Raw genomic sequence first — 17,535 nt, 5'->3', positions numbered from 1 at the left:
CGGACGAGGGGTCCGCTGAGGGGGAGGAACACCAGTGCGTATCAAGCTCACGCTGCGCAGGCCCGAGGACCGGCTGACCGATCTCGAGGTCACCGCCGATGCGACCGCGACGGTGGCTGATGTGGCGGGTGCCCTGTACTCCGCGGATCCGCTGCGCAGCGACGCGGTGGCACCGGAAGGCCTGACCCTGCAGGTCCAGGACCCCGGCGCGGGCACAGGCGCGAAGGGGGTGCGCTCGCTGGACCGCGAGATCGACCTCATCCAGGCCGGGCTGCGCTCCGGCAGCGTGGTCTCGATCGCCCGTTCCTCCACCGAGTACGCCACCCGTTCCGAGTCGCGCGGCGCAGCGGTCGCACTGATGCGGGTGCTGTCGGGGCCCGAGACAGGCCGCGAATTCCCACTGCCCACGGGGTCCAGCGTGATCGGCCGGGAGGGGGATCTCGACATCCGCATCGGGGATCCGATGCTCTCCAAGCGGCATGCCCGCATCAACGTCGGAGACTCGATCGAGATCGTCGACCTGCATTCCTCCAACGGAGTGGTGATCGGCGGCGAGCAGGTCCAGCGAGCCGTGATCGGACCCGCGGACACGGTGCTGATCGGCCAGACCACCTTCTCGGTGATCGCCCTGCATCGCCTCGGCGGCACCGCGCCGAGCTCTCCGGTGGTGGAGTTCAACCGCTCACCCCGGGTGGTGCCGCGGTTCCCCTACCGCCCCCTCAAGGCGCCGACCCCGCCGAAGGAGCCCAACCCGCAGTTCTTCCCCATCTTCATGATGTTCGCCCCGATCCTCATGGGCGGCCTCATGTTCTCGATGACCCGCAGCCCGTTCTCGCTCATGTTCGTGTTCATGATGCCGATGATGGCCACCGCGGGATATCTGAACCGCAAGTTCCAGCAGAAGAAGATGCTCGAGCGCCAGATCAAGAACTTCGAGGAAGGATTGGCCTCCCTCAAGCGCCGGGTCACCGCCGCCCAGGACCTCGAACGTGCGGTCCGGCTGGTCGAGGCCCCGTCGGCCGCCGATACCGTGGATGCCGCCTTCCGCCTGGGGCGCCTGCTGTGGACCCACCGGCCCGAGCACAACGCCTTCGGCACCGTGCGGCTGGGACTGGGTGTCGCCGATTCTCGCGTGGGCATCGAGATGCCGGGGGAGAACGACGCGATCCCCAAGTACTACGACATGCTCGATGACATGAACGAGGAGTACAAGCTGATCGCCGGAGTGCCGGTGGTCGCGGAGCTCCGCAACGCCGGGAACCTCGGCGTCGCCGGAGGTGGGGAGGAGGCCGATGGGGTCGCCCGCGGCATCGTCACCCAGCTCTTCTCCCTCCACTCACCGGCGGAGGTCGCGATCGCCGCGATCACCTCGCGCGCGAGCCGCGAGATGTGGCAGTGGCTGAAATGGCTCCCGCACACTTCGAGCCCGCACTCGCCGCTGCCGGGGGACCACTTGGCGGACACCCCCGGGCGGGGCAACTCACTGGTCGCACGGATCGAGGAGCTCATCGAGCAGCGGGCCGGCGACGCCCCGCCCCAGCTGCGCACCCCGATGACCTCCGACGTCAAGCAGGAGACGCCGATCCCGCCCGAGCCGGTCACCCCGAGCCTGGTGGTCATCATCGAGGACGACGCGCCCGTGGATCGGGCTCGCCTGGTGCGCATCGCCGAGCGCGGACCGGATGTCGGCGTGCACGTCATCTGGAGCGCCTCAAACGTCGCCGCACTCCCGGCGGCCTGCCGCACCTACGTGTCCGTCGAGGAGTCAGTCGACGGCGCGAGCGCCGGCCACGTGCGGCTGGGGGAGCGGTTCTACCCGGTCACCGTCGAGACCGTCTCGATCGAGGTGGCCTCGGGTGTGGCCCGCCACCTCTCCCCGGTGGTCGATGCGGGAGTCCCGATCGACGACGACTCCGACCTCCCGCGGGCGATCTCCTACCTCAAGCTCGCCGGCATGCAGACGGCCGAGGACCCGAACTACATCATCGAGCGGTGGAAGGAGAACAACTCCCTCACCCCGCGCGACGGCTCGGAGCCTCAGCGCCGCAAGCACGATGCAAACCTCCGCGGACTGATCGGCCACAACGGCCAGGACGCCTACCACCTGGACCTGCGCACCAACGGCCCGCACGCTCTGGTCGGCGGCACCACCGGCGCTGGCAAGTCGGAGTTCCTCCAGGCCTGGGTGCTGGGCATGGCCACCGCCCACAGCCCCGACCGGGTGACCTTCCTGTTCGTGGACTACAAGGGCGGCGCTGCGTTCGCCGACGCCGTCGAGCTGCCCCACACCGTGGGCCTGGTCACCGACCTCTCCCAGCACCTGGTGCGACGAGCCCTGACCTCGCTGCGCGCCGAGCTGCACTACCGCGAGCACCTGCTGAACCGCAAGAAGGCGAAGGACCTGGTCTCGCTCGAGCGGACCGGCGATCCCGAGGCACCCCCCAGCCTCATCATCATCGTCGACGAGTTCGCGGCACTGGCCAAGGAGATCCCCGAATTCGTGGACGGCGTCGTGGACGTCGCCGCCCGGGGCCGCTCCCTCGGCCTGCACCTGATCCTCGCCACCCAGCGCCCGGCCGGCGTCATCAAGGACAACCTGCGCGCCAACACGAACCTCCGCATCGCCCTGCGCATGGCGGACGAGGCCGACTCCAAGGACATCCTCGGAGACAAGATGTCCGCGCACTTCGACCCCAGCATCCCGGGACGTGGCGCAGCCAAGACCGGGCCCGGCCGCATCGCCACCTTCCAGACCGGGTACGCCGGTGGGTGGACCACGGATGAGCCCGAGCGGGCCCGGATCGACATCGTCGAGAAGGACTTCGGCACCGGCGAGCAATGGGACATCCCCTCCCCACCGACCAAGGAGGTCAAGGACCCCGGTCCCAACGACATCTCCCGCGTGGTGGCCACGGTCAAAGCCGCAGCGGAGAACGCCGGGGTGCCCGCGCCCCGCAAGCCGTGGCTGTCCGAGCTCGCCGACGCCTACGACCTCTCCCGGCTTCCCAGCCGACGCACCGACGAGGAGCTCCTGCTCGGCGTCATGGATGTTCCCGAGGACCAGGCGCAGCCGACCACCTCCTACTACCCCGACCGTGACGGCAATATGGCCATCTACGGCACGGGCGGCTCCGGAAAGTCCACCACCCTGCGCACCTTCGCGATCTCGGCCGCCTCGACCGTGCGCGGCGGGCCGGTGCACGTCTACGGGCTCGACTTCGGTGCCTCCGGTCTGACGATGCTGGAGGAGCTGCCGCACGTGGGCTCGATCATCCCCGGCGATGACGAGGAGAGGGTGATCCGCCTTCTGCGGACCCTGCGGGAGCTGATCGACGAGCGGGCCAAGGAGTTCGCGAGGATCCGTGCCGGCTCCGTGGCGGAGTACCGCGAGCTGGCCGGCAAGCCCGACACCCCGCGCATCCTGCTGCTGGTGGACGGCATGGCGGCCTTCCGCGAAGCGTATGACTACTCGAATCTGTCCAAGTGGTTCACGGCCTTCGTCCAGATCGCCACCGACGGCCGCCAGGTGGGGGTGCACGTCATCGTCACCGGCGACCGCCCCAACGCGATTCCCACCTCGCTCGGATCATCCATCCAGAGACGACTGATCCACCGCATGGCCAGCATCGATGACTACGCCGGATTCGGCGAGCCTAAGGACGTGCTGGACGCCAACTCTCCGCCTGGACGTGCGATCCAGGACGGCCACGAGGTGCAGGTCGCGGTGCATGGCGGAGACTCCAACGTCGCGCTGCAGTCCCGCGAGGTCGCCAAGCTCGCCCAGGCGATGCGGCGGGCCGGGGTGCCCGAGGCGCCGGCGATCGAACGACTTCCCGAACGGGTGGAGTTCTCCTCGCTGCGACCGACCCGCGGCGGTCTCCCGGTGCTGGGCCTGGCCGACGAGACGCTCGCCGAGATCACCTACGAGCCGCGCGGCGCCTTCATGGTCACCGGGCCGATGGGATCCGGGCGCACCACCGCGATGCTGACGATCGCCACCGGGCTGAAGGCGATGGACGAGCCGATGCGCCTGGTGCGCTTCTCCTCGCGTCGCACCCCGCTGACCGGCCTGCCGATCTGGGATGTGGAGGCCTCGGACCCGGACACCGTCAGGGAGCTCGCCGCCCAGCTGCGCGAGACCATCGAATCCGGCAGCGTCGGTGAGGGAAAGCTGGCCCTGTTCATCGACGGGGTCGCGGACTTCACCGGCAGCGGCGTCGAGAATGATCTGGACAAGCTGATCCGTGCCAGCACTCGCGAGGGCCAGTTCGTGGTCGGTGAGAACGAATCCGCGTCGTGGTCGCAGGCCTACGTGCTCGCCCAGCCCTTCAAGGCCGGTCGCCGCGGCCTGCTCCTGCAGCCCAGCGACATGGACGGGGACTCCCTGCTCGGCACCGGATTGGGGAGGATCCGTCGAGCGGACTTCCCCGCCGGCCGTGGCTTCCTCGTCTACAGCGGACGCGCGCTGAAGCTGCAGGTCGCACAGATCACCACTGGCTGAACGGTGCGGGCGGGCAGGACGGTGCGGGTGTGCCCGGGCTGCCGCGCTGCCACGGGAAGATGCGGGCAGTGCTCGGTTGTCCCCATGGGGACTCCTCCCCATGGTCCCGGCTCCCAGATCGCTCTAGAGTGATTTCCGTACGACAGCAGGCCCGTGCACCGGATCAGGGCGCAGGCGCGAGACACCAGGAAGGGGAACCCGAACCGTGAACGCCACGAAGGGTATGAACGTCGAAGAGGTCCGGCGGATGTCGGCCCAGCTCCGCGATGCGGCCGAGGAGATCACGAGGATCGAGCAGGAGCTCACCTCCGGTCTCGAAGAGGTGGACTGGACCGGTCCCGATGCTGATCGCTTCCGCAGCCAGTGGTCGGGAGAGATGGTTCCGGCGCTGCAGCAGATCATGAATTCCGTCAACGATCTCGGCGATACGGCGGATCGCAATGCGGCCGAGCAGGACGCGACCTCCTCGAACTGACAACGCATCACCCGGTACTCGCGACCGATGCCCGAGGCCCGAACCCATGGCGTGTTCGGGCCTCGTTCATGCCTGATATGTTTGGCGCCGTCAGAGGTGGGACGAACGGAGCTAATCCATGGCCAAGAACATCGAATATCCGAGCGCGGATTTTCCGGGTCCGCCGCGCATCACCATAGAGGTGCCGGACGATTGGGAGTCCTTGACCGTTCCCGGAGTCCAGGTCGCTGTGGCACAGCCCCGGGTGGAGGGGCAGTTCCGGGCGAACGTCGTGGTGACTGTGCAGCGCTTCGGACCGGACTTCACCCTCGACGCGGCCAAGGCCGGCCTCGAGCAGCGCAAGGCTGCTCTTCCCGAGCTCGAGGAGCTCGGCACGGGGGAGATCCAGGTGGAGGGGATGACCTGGATCGCCAGCGAGTACGGATACACGCAGCCCGGGCGACCGACCGTCGTCCAGGCGGCGCGCTATGCGGTCGTCGACCGCGGCGGCGTGGCGAAGGACGTCCTGGAGATCGTGGGGAGCTGCGGCGCTGAGAGCGCAGATGACGAGATCGAGACCGTCCGCGCGATCCAGGACTCCGTGACCCTGGACCTCAGCTGACCCCGCGCCCCTCACCTGGTGACGGCCTCGGACCTTCGGGTCCGAGGCCGTTCGCATGTGACGACGGGGACGAAGTTGCACGGCCGGGTCAGTTCCCGGGGGATGTCGCGTGGGGACCTCTGCCTGGGGAGTTGTCCCCATCGCCAAGTGGGGGTGGGGGTTCTAGAGTTGTGTCATCACCTGGGGGACAGGGTCGAGGAAGCGGTCAGTGGCCGTGGAGGTCTTCTCCGGTGGGTGGGACCGAGTTTTTCACTACGACATGGAGGACACCATGAAGAAGGGTATGACCCCGGAGTCTGTCGAGCAGATGGCGCAGCAGATTCAGCAGGCTGGTGAGGATGTTCAGCAGGCGTTCCAGCAGATCGCGTCGCGTGTGTCGGAGTTCGATTGGACCGGTGAGGACCGGGATCGTTACGTCACCGAGTTCACCGATGGTCTCGGTCAGCTTGCGCAGCAGGTGACTCAGCAGTGTGGCGATTTCTCTGAGCGTGGGACGCAGAATGCTGCGGCGCAGCGTGAGGCGTCTTCCTGATCCTCGGATCTTCAGTTTCTTTTCTTCGTGTGTTTTGAAGCTCCGTGGTGGGGCGAAAGGGGTAGGTCATGGCTTTCAAGGGTATGAATCCGGAAGAGGGTCGCGAGGTTGCGCAGGGCGTGAATGATGCTGGTCAGCAGATTCTTGAGCTGATCAGTGGCGCTACCAACCTGGTGAACTCGGTGGAGTGGGTCGGTCCGGACTACGACGCGTATGTCGAGGAGTGGAACAGCTTCGTGAGCGGTCCTGTGGCCAATCTGGTCAATGGGCTGGCGGACAAGGGCACGCAGCTCAATGAGCACGCTGAGCAGCAGGATTCGACCTCGAACCAGGGCTGATTGTCCGGTTCTTCGTGGGGAAGGCCCCGCACCCTTCGTGGGGTGCGGGGCCTTCCTCCATGCCGTGACGGATGCTCATGCGGTGGCCTCGTGCTGGGCTGCTGGGCTGCTGGGCTGCTGGGCTGCTGGGCGCGCGGGCTCGCTGAGCAGCGGTCTTGTGCGCCGGCGGAGAGCGGGCGGAAGGTCCGATGCGCCGACGAGCCCGGGGCCCGTCAGGGGACCTGGAGCGGGAGACCGGCTCTGTCCACAACGTCGAGAAGCGCATGAAGGGCATTTGACCTGCAGTGATGCGGGGGAATGGGGATGTGGAGGGCCATGGGGAGTTGTCCCCATCGCCAAGTGGGGGTGGGGGTTCTAGAGTTGTGTCATCACCTGGGGGACAGGGTCGAGGAAGCGGTCAGTGGCCGTGGAGGTCTTCTCCGGTGGGTGGGACCGAGTTTTTCACTACGACATGGAGGACACCATGAAGAAGGGTATGACCCCGGAGTCTGTCGAGCAGATGGCGCAGCAGATTCAGCAGGCTGGTGAGGATGTTCAGCAGGCGTTCCAGCAGATCGCGTCGCGTGTGTCGGAGTTCGATTGGACCGGTGAGGACCGGGATCGTTACGTCACCGAGTTCACCGATGGTCTCGGTCAGCTTGCGCAGCAGGTGACTCAGCAGTGTGGCGATTTCTCTGAGCGTGGGACGCAGAATGCTGCGGCGCAGCGTGAGGCGTCTTCCTGATCCTCGGATCTTCAGTTTCTTTTCTTCGTGTGTTTTGAAGCTCCGTGGTGGGGCGAAAGGGGTAGGTCATGGCTTTCAAGGGTATGAATCCGGAAGAGGGTCGCGAGGTTGCGCAGGGCGTGAATGATGCTGGTCAGCAGATTCTTGAGCTGATCAGTGGCGCTACCAACCTGGTGAACTCGGTGGAGTGGGTCGGTCCGGACTACGACGCGTATGTCGAGGAGTGGAACAGCTTCGTGAGCGGTCCTGTGGCCAATCTGGTCAATGGGCTGGCGGACAAGGGCACGCAGCTCAATGAGCACGCTGAGCAGCAGGATTCGACCTCGAACCAGGGCTGATTGTCCGGTTCTTCGTGGGGAAGGCCCCGCACCCTTCGTGGGGTGCGGGGCCTTCCTCCATGCTGTGGGCGTCAGGCGTCAGGCGTCAGGCGTCAGGCGTCAGGCGTCAGGCGTGGGGTACCGGTGCCGGCGCCTTGGCCTCAGCGGTAGTTGACGAACTGGAGCGCGACATCCAGATCCTTGCCCTTCAGCAGGGCGATGACCTCCTGCAGATCATCCCGGCTCTTGGAGGAGACGCGCAGCTCGTCCCCCTCGATCCGCGCCTTGACCGCCTTCGGGCCCTCTTCGCGGATCAGCTTCGAGATCTTCTTGGCGTCCTCGGTGCTGATGCCCTCCTTGAGCGCAGCGGCCAGGCGAGTCTCCTTGCCGGACTGCTTGGGCTCGTCCACCTCGAGCGCCTTCAGTGAGATCCCGCGACGGATGAGCTTGGACTGGAGCACATCCAGCACGGCGAGCACCCGCTCCTCCGCGTTGGCGGTCATGACGATCTCGTCGCCGCTGAGCGTGATCGACGCCCCGGTGCCCCGGAAGTCGTACCGCTGCCCGACCTCCTTCACTGCCTGGTTGACAGCGTTGTCGATCTCCTGGCGATCGAGCTTGCTGACGATGTCGAACGATGAATCTGCCACGGTGGGTCCTTCCTTCAGGCGGCCGCACGGGTGGGCCGCACCCCCATTGTCCACGAGCCGCGCGGAGAGCTGTGATGCTCTTCATGCGTCCCGATGCCCCTCCGAGTTCGCATCGGCGGCGGGACGCCGCTATGCTGATTCAGGTCCGCTTCCGGCGGCCACGCGATCCAGGTCGGGTGGGCAGCGGGAGCAGTCGCGGCAGATTACCCGAGTGGCCAAAGGGAGCTGACTGTAAATCAGCTGGCATTGCCTACGGGGGTTCGAATCCCTCATCTGCCACTGCGGAGGGTCCATGTGATCCGAAGCACCGGGGTCCGCCCCCGAATTGCCTCCGGGCAAGGAGGCGGGTAAGGTTTACCGGGTTGCCCTGATAGCTCAGTCGGCAGAGCGTCTCCATGGTAAGGAGAAGGTCAAGGGTTCGATTCCCTTTCAGGGCTCTGATGGATGCGGCGGCCCGTTCTCATTCGAGACGGGCCGCTTCATCGGTCACGCCGGGGTAGCTCAGACGGTTAGAGCGCACGACTCATAATCGTGAGGTCGCGGGTTCGATCCCCGCCCTCGGTACCACACCGGTCATCACCGGCGTGCAGAATCCACATCCCCCGAGCACGGGGACCCACGAGGCGCGCTGCGGAGCGCGTCACCCGGACGAAAGAGGCGAACCGTGGCGAGCAAGAGCTCTGACGTGCGTCCCAAGATCACCATGGCCTGTGTTGACTGCAAGGCGCGCAACTACATCACCAAGAAGAACCGTCGCAATACGCCGGACCGGCTGGAGCTCTCGAAGTTCTGCCCGACCTGCGGCAAGCAGACGGCTCACCGCGAGACCCGCTGAGCGAGTCGAACGCACTTCCACGAAGGCCACCCGGATCATCCGGGTGGCCTTCGTCGTTCTCCGGGGCTGTCGACGCCGGACCTGGTCGCGGCGATGGGTTCGGTCACCGTGACAGAAACGGGATCCAGCGTGCCGAGGCACCGCCACCGCACGCCGACGGTGAGATGATCGAGGGGTCCACATTCGTCGGCCCCGCCGACCCGACCTCGGGAGACATCGTGACCACCACCCCCGATCCCGCCTTCGCAGGGCGCACTTACCCGGCCGGACCCGTGCACACGGTCTCCGCTGCGAAGATCATCGAATTCGCCCACGCCACCGGCGCCGGGTCGCCGGTGCACACAGACGCCGAGGCCGCGCGCAGCGCTGGCCACGCCGACGTGGTCGCTCCGCCGACTTTCCTGGTATCCCTCGCACAGGCCACGGAGGCGCAGTACATCGAGGACCCTGCCGCAGGCATCGACTTCCGCCGGGTGGTGCACGGGGAGGAAACCTTCACCCTCCACCGACCCGTTGTGGCCGGGGACCGCCTGGTGCCGACCCTCACCGTCGAAGCGGTCCGAGCCGCCGGTGGACACTCGATGATCACCACCCGCGTGGACCTGACTGATGAGGCCGGCTCCGATGTCGCCAGCGTGCGCAGCATGCTCGTCGTCCGCGGCGCCTGAGCCTGACTCGCGCCCGCCGCGCCCGCCGCACTCTCCGCGCCTTCCCTCGCCACGCCCGCCTCCCCGGAAACCAGGAGCAGACATGACCGCCACCACTCCCACCCCTGTGGACCTCGCCGACCTGGTCATCGGCCAGGAGCTCGCCCGTACCCGGCACGAGATCACCCGCGACACGCTCGTGCGATATGCCGGGGCCTCGGGGGACTTCAACCCCATCCACTACAACGACACCGTCGCCGCCGAGGCCGGGCTCCCGGGCGTGATCGCCCACGGCATGCTCACCATGGGCGTCGCGGTCACCGGGCTGCTCGACGCGATTGCGGATCCCACCGCTGTGCGTGCCTACACGACCCGTTTCACGAATCCGATCCCGGTGCCCGCGACCGGCACCGTGACCCTCGAGGTGAGCGCCGTCGTCGCAGCGATCGATGAGGCCGCACGGACGGCCAGGGTGGACATCACCGCGGAGGTGGATGGCACCAAGGTGCTCGGTCGTGCCCGTGCCACCCTCGCACTCCCGGCCGTCGACTCCTCCGAGACCCGCACCGGGAACGATGCCGCATGAAGCTCTCCGACCTGACCACCCTTCGGATCGGAGGGCAGATCCGCAAGTTGATCGAAGCCCGCACCGCCGATGAGGTGATCGAGGCGGTCGCCGCGGCCGACGCCGCAGGCGAGCCTCTGCTGGTGCTTGGCGGTGGCTCGAACCTGGTCGCCTCCGATGCGCCGTTCGACGGCACGGTCGTGCTCCTGCGGGACCCGGAAGACCCACCGCTGCTGGACGCCACCTGCGAGGTCGGCGCCTTCGGTGAGCCGGACGGCATCCCTGTGGACCCGGCCGAGCTCACACCGCTGGACCCCACCTGCGGCGGCGCCATCGTCGAGTACTTCGCCGGGGTGAACTGGGACCGCGCCGTGCGCTACGCGATCGCTCGCGAGATGGTCGGGGTCGAGGCACTCTCGGGCATCCCCGGCACCGTCGGCGCCACTCCGATCCAGAACGTCGGCGCCTACGGGCAGGAGGTCGCCTCGACCATCTCCCGAGTGCGCACCTGGGACCGGGAGAAGAACGCGGTGCGTACCTTCTTCGCCGCCGACTGCGGATTCGCCTACCGCGACAGCCTCTTCAAGCGCACCCGATACTCGGGCCCGGTGCCGTCGGCCACCGGCCGCTACGTCGTGCTCTCGGTGACCTTCCAGCACACCATCGGCTCCCGCTCGGCCCCGATCCGCTACGCCCAGCTCGCCCAGGCGCTCGGCGTCGAGGTCGGGGAGCGGGCCCCGATGAGCGCGGTGCGGGAAGCAGTGCTGCGGATCCGCGGCGACAAAGGAATGGTGCTGGACCCGCTCGACCACGACACCTGGAGCGCCGGGTCGTTCTTCACCAATCCGATCCTCGCGCCGGGGGAGGCGGCACTGCTGCCCGACGGTGCGCCGCGCTACGAGGTCGACGGCGGACGGGTGAAGACCAGCGCCGCCTGGCTCATCAGCCACGCCGGCATCGAACGCGGACATGCGCTCGGCGAACGCGCCGCAGTCTCCACCAAGCATTCCCTCGCCCTGACCAACCGCGGCGGTGCGAGCAGTGATGACCTGGTGGCGCTGGCCCAGGATGTCCAGCAGCGGGTGGAACAGGCTTTCGGCGTGCACCTGGTCCCCGAACCGGTGAGGCTCGGCCTCGAACTCTGAGCCGCCGCGCGGCGATCCGGTCCTGCAACCTAAGATGGCAGGACGGCGTCCACCGCCGATCCGCCCCGACACTGCAGGAGGCCCTGTGAACGTCCTCGACCAGTCCATCTCCGAGCTCGACCCGGACATCGCCCAGGTGCTCGACCGTGAGCTGGCGCGCCAGCAGCGCACGCTCGAGATGATCGCGAGCGAGAACTTCGTTCCCCGTGCAGTGCTGCAGGCACAGGGGTCCGTGCTCACGAACAAGTACGCCGAGGGCTACCCGGGCCGCCGCTACTACGGCGGCTGCGAAGAGGTCGACGTCGCCGAGCAGATCGCGATCGACCGCGCGAAGGAGCTCTTCGGCGCCGAGCACGCCAATGTGCAGCCCCACTCGGGTGCGTCCGCGAACGCCGCGGTGATGCACGCCCTGGCTCGCCCCGGTGACAAGCTCATGGGCCTCTCCCTGGCGCACGGCGGCCATCTCACCCACGGCATGAAGATCAACTTCTCCGGCCGTCTCTACGACATCGTCGCCTATGAGACCGAGCCCGAGACCGGCCAGATCGACATGGCCAAGGTGCGCGAGCTGGCCGTCGCCGAGCAGCCCAAGGTGATCGTGGCAGGCTGGTCCGCCTACACCCGCCAGCTCGACTTCCCCGCCTTCCGTGAGATCGCCGATGAGGTCGGTGCGGTGCTCTGGGTCGATATGGCCCACTTCGCGGGACTGGTCGCCGCGGGACTGCACCCCAGCCCCGTCCCCTACGCGGACGTGGTCTCCACCACCATCCACAAGACCATCGGCGGGCCCCGCTCCGGCATGATCCTCTGCAAGGAGAAGTGGGCCAAGAAGATCGACTCGGCAGTGTTCCCCGGCCAGCAGGGCGGTCCGCTGATGCACGTCATCGCAGCGAAGGCGATCGCGCTCAAGATCGCCGGGACCGAGGACTTCAAGGACCGTCAGGCCCGCACCCTCGAGGGCGCGAAGATCCTCGCAGATCGTCTTCAGGCCGAGGACGCCAAGGCGGCCGGCGTGAAGCTGATCTCCGGTGGCACCGACGTGCACCTGGTGCTGGTGGACCTCGTCGACAGCGAGCTCGACGGCCAGCAGGCCGAGGACCGCCTGCACGAGGCCGGGATCACCGTGAACCGCAACGCCGTCCCCAACGACCCGCGCCCGCCGCGCGTCACCTCGGGCCTGCGCATCGGCACCCCGGCGCTCGCCACCCGCGGCTTCGGCGCCGAGGAGTTCACCGAGGTCGCCGATGTCATCGCCCTGGCCCTGACCGGTGGCGCGGACCTCGAATCGCTGCGCGCACGCACCGCGGCACTCGCCGAGGCGAAGCCGCTGTACGCCGATCTCCAGCAGTACTGAGCAGCCTCGTGGGGCCCGGCACACCGCGCCGGGCCCCACACGTGTCCCTGCATCCAGGGACCCCGCTGCAGCATCTGCACCACCCACCACCCCTGAGAACCCTAGGAGCGCCATGACAGCTCAGATCCTCGACGGCAAGGCCACCGCGAAAGCGATCAAGGAGGAGCTTGCCGAGCGCGTTGCGCGACTCGTCGAGGGCGGGCATCAGCGCCCGGGCCTCGCGACCGTGCTGGTGGGCGAAGATCCGGGCAGCGCCGCCTATGTGCGCGGGAAGCACCGCGACAGCGAGCAGATCGGACTGAACTCGATCCAGAAGCACCTCCCGGCGGATGCCACCCAGGAGGACGTCGAGGCAGTGGTCGATGAGCTGAACGCCGACCCCGCCTGCACCGGATATATCGTGCAGCTCCCGCTGCCGAAGCAGATCGACACCGATGCGATCCTCGAACGGATCGACCCGGCCAAGGACGCCGACGGGCTGCACCCGACGAACCTCGGGCGCCTGATCCTCAACGCCTACACCGAGATCGACACCCCGTTGCCCTGCACCCCGCGCGCCGTGATCGAGCTGGTGCGGCGCCACGGCCAGGACTTCCGCGGCAAGGACGTGGTGGTCGTCGGCCGCGGCATCACCGTCGGCCGCTCCATCGGCGCGCTGCTGACCCGCCGCGAGCACAACGCGACCGTCACACTGTGCCACACCGGGACCACGGATCTTCCGTCCCACCTCCGCCGTGCCGACGTGATCGTCGCCGCCGCCGGCGCCGCCCACCTGGTCCGTGCCGAAGACGTCAAACCCGGCGCGATCGTGCTCGACGTCGGGGTCTCCCGTCAGGAGGATCCCGAGGGTGGCAGGGCGAAGCTCGTGGGTGACGTGGATCCTGCCGCCGCCGAAGTCGCCGGCTGGATCAGCCCCAACCCCGGTGGCGTCGGGCCGATGACCCGTGCGCTGCTGCTGAAGAATGTCGTCGAGGCGGCCGAGCGCGCCGCCGGGATCGAGGTGCCCGCGTGAGCCTGACAGTCGCGACCGTCAACGTCAACGGACTGCGTGCCGCCGCTCGGAAGGGGATGGCCGACTGGCTCGCCTCCACTCCGGCGGACGTCATCACCCTGCAGGAGGTGCGCGCCCCGGAGGAGCTGCTCGCCGGCCTCGTGGGGGAGGGCTGGTCCATCGTGGGGGAGGCCTCGCAGCTGAAGGGACGCGCCGGGGTGGCGATCGCCGCCCGCACCTCCCTGGAGCGCATCGACCTGGCCGGTGTGCGCCGTGGCTTGCCCGGCCTCGACGAGGATGCCCACACCGGCCGCTGGCTCGAGGCCGACCTCGAGGACCCGCTGGGAGACGGCACCACGATGACGGTCATCTCCTGCTACATGCACTCGGGCAACACCGAGAAGCCGCAGACGATGATCGACAAATATTCCTTTCTCGACGTGATGATGGAGCGCCTGGAGTGGCTGCGGGGCGACGGCCGCCACGTGGTGCTCACCGGGGACATCAACATCGCCCACACCGAGTGGGACATCAAGAACTGGAAGGGCAACCTGAAGTCCGCCGGGTTCCTGCCCGAGGAGCGCGCATACCTCGATCGCCTCACCACCGCCGCCGGGTACGTGGACGTGCACCGCACCCTCCACGGTGACGGCCCTGGCCCTTACACCTGGTGGTCGCAGCGGGGGAAGGCCTTCGACAACGATGCGGGCTGGCGGATCGACTACCAGCTCGCCACCGAGAGCCTGGCCGCGAAGGCGACCTCCGCGCAGGTGGATCGTGCGCCGAGCTACGACACGCGCTGGTCCGATCACGCCCCGCTGGTGGTCAGCTACTCCTGAGCCGCCCTCTGTGCCCATGCATCCCTGAGACGACGAATGTGCGCTGGGGACCGATGATCTCTCGAACATCAGTCCCCAGCGCACATTCATGGGCCCGGCAGGCCCGGGAGCCGGTGGCTCAGACGCGGCCGCGGATCACGGCCTGCTTGACCTCGGCGATCGCCTTGGTGACCTGGATGCCGCGGGGGCACGCCTCGGTGCAGTTGAAGGTGGTGCGGCAGCGCCACACGCCCTCCTTGGAGTTCAGGATCTCCAGTCGCTGCTCACCGGCGTCATCGCGCGAGTCGAAGATGAAGCGGTGCGCGTTGACGATCGCGGCGGGGCCGAAGTACTGCCCGTCGGTCCAGAACACCGGGCACGAGGAGGTGCACGCGGCGCAGAGGATGCACTTCGTGGTGTCGTCGAAGCGCTCGCGCTCCTCGGCGGTCTGCAGCCGTTCGCGGCTGGGCTCCTGCCCCTTGGCGACCAGGAAGGGCATGACCTCCTTGTAGGAGTCGAAGAACGGCTCCATGTCGACGATCAGGTCCTTCTCCACCGGGAGGCCCTTGATGGGCTCGATGGTGATGGGCTTGTCGATGTCGAGGTCCTTGAGCAGCGTCTTGCAGGCCAGACGGTTGCGGCCGTTGATCCGCATCGCATCCGAACCGCAGATCCCGTGGGCGCATGAGCGGCGGAAGGTGAGCGAACCATCCTGGTGCCACTTGACCTCATGCATCGCATCGAGCACCCGGTCGGTGCCGTGCATGGTGACGGTGAAGTCCTCCCAGTGGGTGCCCTTGTCGTCCTCGGGGTTGAAGCGAGCGATGCGCAGGGTGACCTGGAACGAGGGGACCTCACCGGCCGTGGCGTCGGCCTCCGGCTTCTCAGCGACGGCAGTCATCAGAACGTACGCTCCTTCGGCTCGTAACGGGTGATCACGACGGGCTTGGTGCCCAGACGGATCGAGGTGCCCTCGAGGCCCTCCTCCTCGGGGAGGGTGCGATAGGCCATGGTGTGCTTGAGGAAGTTGACGTCGTCGCGCGCCTCGTAATCCTCACGGAAGTGGCCGCCGCGGGACTCCTTGCGCTCGAGCGCGCCGAGCGCCACGATCTCCGCGAGGTCCAGCAGGAAGCCGAGCTCCACGGCTTCCATCAGGTCGAGGTTGTACCGGCGGCCCTTGTCCTGGATGGCGACGGTCTCATAGCGCTTCTTGAGCGCCTTGATGTCGGCGAGGGCCTGGCGGCAGGTCTCGTCGGTGCGGAACACCTGGACGTTCGCGTCCATCGTCTCCTGCAGCGCGCTGCGGATGTCGGCGATGCGGTCCTCGGTCGCCGGGCGGTCGCGCAGCCGCTCGAGCAGCTCGACGGTCGGCGCCTCGAGCCCCTCCGGGATCTCCGCCAGCTCGACCTCCGCGGCGTGCTCCGCGGCGGCGATGCCGGCGCGGCGCCCGAAGACGTTGATGTCCAGCAGCGAGTTGGTGCCCAGGCGGTTGCCGCCGTGGACCGAGACGCAGGCGGTCTCCCCGGCGGCGTACAGGCCGGGGATCACGTCGGTCGCGTTGCGGAGCACCTCACCGCGGATGTTGGTGGGGATGCCACCCATGCCGTAGTGCGCGGTGGGGAACACCGGGATCGGATCCGTGTACGGCTCGACCCCGAGGTAGGTGCGGGCGAACTCGGTGATGTCCGGGAGCTTCGCATCGATGTGCGAGGGCTCGAGGTGAGTGAGGTCGAGGTAGACGTAGTCCTTCTTCGGACCGGCGCCGCGGCCCTGCCGCACCTCGTTCGCCATCGCGCGTGCCACCACGTCACGGGGGGCGAGGTCCTTGAGCGTGGGTGCGTAGCGCTCCATGAAGCGCTCCATCTCGCTGTTGCGCAGGATGCCGCCCTCGCCGCGGGCCGCCTCGGAGAGCAGGATGCCCAGCCCGGCCAGGCCCGTCGGATGGAACTGGAAGAACTCCATGTCCTCCAGCGGGATGCCGCGACGGAAGGCCATCGCGGGGCCGTCACCGGTGAGGGTGTGGGCGTTCGAGGTGGTCTTGAAGATCTTGCCGAAGCCGCCGGAGGCGAAGATGACGGACTTCGCGCGGAAGATGTGAAGCTCGCCGGTGGCGAGTTCGTAGGTGACCACGCCGGAGGCGCGCACACCCTCGTCGCTGCGCGGGTCTCCGGTCATCAGCACATCGAGCACGTAGTACTCGTTGAAGAACTCGACCTCCTGCTTCACGCAGTTCTGGTAGAGCGTCTGCAGGATCATGTGACCGGTGCGGTCCGCGGCGTAGCAGGAGCGGCGCACCGGAGCCTCGCCGTGGTCGCGGGTGTGCCCGCCGAAGCGTCGCTGGTCGATCTTGCCCTCGGGCGTGCGGTTGAACGGCAGGCCCATCTTCTCCAGATCGAGCACCGCATCGATGGCCTCCTTGGCCATCACCTCAGCGGCGTCCTGGTCGACCAGGTAGTCACCGCCCTTGACGGTGTCGTAGGTGTGCCATTCCCAGTTGTCGTCCTCGACGTTGGCGAGGGCGGCGCACATGCCGCCCTGGGCGGCGCCGGTGTGGGAGCGGGTGGGGTAGAGCTTGGTGACGACCGCGGTGCGGGAGTTCTTCGAGGACTCCAGGGCCGCGCGCATGCCGGCACCGCCGGCGCCGACGATCACCACGTCGTAATTATGGGTCTGCATGTCTGGTGACTGCTCCGTTTCGGGTCGACCGGGAAGAGTGGAGGGGCGGCCGATGGGATCGACCGCCCCGGGGGCGTCAGCCCTCGCAGAAGGAGGGCAGCAGGCTCGGCTCGGCGCCGACCGGGCAGGGCTCGAAGGTGAAGATCACCAGGGTGCCCAGGATGATCGTCACGATCACGGCGAAGTACAGCAGGCCCTTCAGGACCATCCGCAGACGATCACCGCGCGCGTAGTCGTTGATGATCGTGCGCACGCCGTTGCCGCCGTGGATCAGGCCCAGCCACAGCATCAGCAGGTCCCAGACCTGCCAGAAGGGGTTGGCCCATTTGCCGCCGACGAAGGCGAAGTCGATGCCCTTGACGCCCT

At 67.8% G+C, this 17,535-nt stretch carries 18 protein-coding genes and 3 tRNA genes; 17 read left to right on the top strand and 4 right to left on the bottom strand.

Translation table 11 applies throughout. From position 1 onward, the window contains the following. The first annotated feature begins 34 nt into the window (after positions 1-34). The 7 genes from ACTH43_RS14525 (at position 35) to ACTH43_RS14495 (ending at position 7,509) form a co-directional block, all read left to right on the top strand. Positions 35-4,501 carry an FtsK/SpoIIIE domain-containing protein gene (locus ACTH43_RS14525; RefSeq protein WP_441445609.1) on the top strand — a complete coding sequence of 1,489 codons (4,467 nt, stop codon included), beginning with the start codon at positions 35-37 and terminating at the stop codon, positions 4,499-4,501. 205 nt (positions 4,502-4,706) lie between these two features. Further along, positions 4,707-4,976 (top strand): WXG100 family type VII secretion target, encoded by a 270-nt coding sequence (locus tag ACTH43_RS14520; RefSeq protein ID WP_441445608.1) that lies wholly within the window; start codon positions 4,707-4,709, stop codon positions 4,974-4,976. Positions 4,977-5,094: 118 nt separating this feature from the next. Beyond that, positions 5,095-5,577: a hypothetical protein gene (locus tag ACTH43_RS14515; RefSeq protein WP_441445607.1), complete on the top strand. Its 483-nt coding sequence runs from the start codon at positions 5,095-5,097 to the stop codon at positions 5,575-5,577. Positions 5,578-5,848: 271 nt separating this feature from the next. Next, entirely contained in the window at positions 5,849-6,109 is a 261-nt protein-coding gene (locus tag ACTH43_RS14510; RefSeq protein WP_441445606.1) for a hypothetical protein, read from the top strand. 68 nt (positions 6,110-6,177) lie between these two features. Beyond that, positions 6,178-6,447, top strand: coding sequence for a WXG100 family type VII secretion target (locus tag ACTH43_RS14505; RefSeq protein ID WP_441445605.1), 270 nt, complete (start codon positions 6,178-6,180; stop codon positions 6,445-6,447). A 463-nt stretch (positions 6,448-6,910) separates the two neighbouring features. Then, positions 6,911-7,171, top strand: a complete 261-nt coding sequence (locus ACTH43_RS14500; protein WP_441445606.1) for a hypothetical protein — start codon at positions 6,911-6,913, stop codon at positions 7,169-7,171. Positions 7,172-7,239: 68 nt separating this feature from the next. Further along, positions 7,240-7,509 carry a WXG100 family type VII secretion target gene (locus ACTH43_RS14495; RefSeq protein WP_441445605.1) on the top strand — a complete coding sequence of 90 codons (270 nt, stop codon included), beginning with the start codon at positions 7,240-7,242 and terminating at the stop codon, positions 7,507-7,509. Between the two features lie 140 nt (positions 7,510-7,649). Here ACTH43_RS14495 and ACTH43_RS14490 read toward each other — a convergent pair whose 3' ends face one another. Next, positions 7,650-8,138 (bottom strand): YajQ family cyclic di-GMP-binding protein, encoded by a 489-nt coding sequence (locus ACTH43_RS14490; protein ID WP_441445604.1) that lies wholly within the window; start codon positions 8,136-8,138, stop codon positions 7,650-7,652. A gap of 197 nt (positions 8,139-8,335) precedes the next feature. Between ACTH43_RS14490 and ACTH43_RS14485 the strand changes: the two genes are divergently transcribed. The 10 genes from ACTH43_RS14485 (at position 8,336) to ACTH43_RS14440 (ending at position 14,514) form a co-directional block, all read left to right on the top strand. Next, a tRNA-Tyr gene (locus tag ACTH43_RS14485) sits at positions 8,336-8,417 on the top strand. Positions 8,418-8,502: 85 nt separating this feature from the next. Next, positions 8,503-8,575, top strand: a tRNA-Thr gene (locus ACTH43_RS14480). Between the two features lie 53 nt (positions 8,576-8,628). Then, positions 8,629-8,705: transfer RNA gene (locus tag ACTH43_RS14475), tRNA-Met, on the top strand. A gap of 97 nt (positions 8,706-8,802) precedes the next feature. Continuing rightward, positions 8,803-8,973, top strand: a complete 171-nt coding sequence (gene rpmG, locus ACTH43_RS14470; RefSeq protein ID WP_029360274.1) for a 50S ribosomal protein L33 — start codon at positions 8,803-8,805, stop codon at positions 8,971-8,973. Between the two features lie 218 nt (positions 8,974-9,191). After that, entirely contained in the window at positions 9,192-9,641 is a 450-nt protein-coding gene (locus ACTH43_RS14465) for an FAS1-like dehydratase domain-containing protein (protein WP_441445603.1), read from the top strand. 82 nt (positions 9,642-9,723) lie between these two features. After that, entirely contained in the window at positions 9,724-10,206 is a 483-nt protein-coding gene (locus ACTH43_RS14460) for a MaoC/PaaZ C-terminal domain-containing protein (protein ID WP_441445602.1), read from the top strand. Continuing rightward, complete coding sequence (locus tag ACTH43_RS14455; RefSeq protein WP_441445601.1) at positions 10,203-11,330, top strand: UDP-N-acetylmuramate dehydrogenase; 1,128 nt, start codon at positions 10,203-10,205, stop codon at positions 11,328-11,330. The genes ACTH43_RS14460 and ACTH43_RS14455 overlap by 4 nt, the downstream gene beginning before the upstream one ends. An 85-nt stretch (positions 11,331-11,415) precedes the next feature. After that, on the top strand, positions 11,416-12,684 hold the full coding sequence (gene glyA / locus ACTH43_RS14450; RefSeq protein WP_441445600.1) for a serine hydroxymethyltransferase: 1,269 nt from the start codon (positions 11,416-11,418) through the stop codon (positions 12,682-12,684). A 112-nt stretch (positions 12,685-12,796) separates the two neighbouring features. After that, positions 12,797-13,696, top strand: a complete 900-nt coding sequence (locus ACTH43_RS14445; RefSeq protein ID WP_441445599.1) for a bifunctional methylenetetrahydrofolate dehydrogenase/methenyltetrahydrofolate cyclohydrolase — start codon at positions 12,797-12,799, stop codon at positions 13,694-13,696. Next, positions 13,693-14,514, top strand: coding sequence for an exodeoxyribonuclease III (locus ACTH43_RS14440; RefSeq protein ID WP_441445598.1), 822 nt, complete (start codon positions 13,693-13,695; stop codon positions 14,512-14,514). Before ACTH43_RS14445 ends, ACTH43_RS14440 begins: the two co-directional genes overlap by 4 nt. A 118-nt stretch (positions 14,515-14,632) precedes the next feature. Here the strand turns inward: ACTH43_RS14440 and ACTH43_RS14435 are convergent, their stop codons facing one another. From ACTH43_RS14435 to ACTH43_RS14425, 3 genes are all read right to left on the bottom strand, one after another. Further along, complete coding sequence (locus tag ACTH43_RS14435; RefSeq protein WP_441445597.1) at positions 14,633-15,394, bottom strand: succinate dehydrogenase iron-sulfur subunit; 762 nt, start codon at positions 15,392-15,394, stop codon at positions 14,633-14,635. Continuing rightward, positions 15,394-17,169, bottom strand: a complete 1,776-nt coding sequence (gene sdhA / locus ACTH43_RS14430; RefSeq protein WP_441445596.1) for a succinate dehydrogenase flavoprotein subunit — start codon at positions 17,167-17,169, stop codon at positions 15,394-15,396. The genes ACTH43_RS14435 and sdhA overlap by 1 nt, the downstream gene beginning before the upstream one ends. Before the next feature lie 76 nt (positions 17,170-17,245). Then, positions 17,246-17,535: succinate dehydrogenase hydrophobic membrane anchor subunit (locus ACTH43_RS14425; RefSeq protein ID WP_441445595.1), on the bottom strand; the 290-nt coding region annotated here is incomplete at its 5' end.

This window comes from Brachybacterium sp. (assembly GCF_052095815.1).
Classification (GTDB): domain Bacteria; phylum Actinomycetota; class Actinomycetes; order Actinomycetales; family Dermabacteraceae; genus Brachybacterium.
Note: the sequence above shows the minus strand (reverse complement) of the source record. Positions and strands in the feature narration are given on the sequence as shown.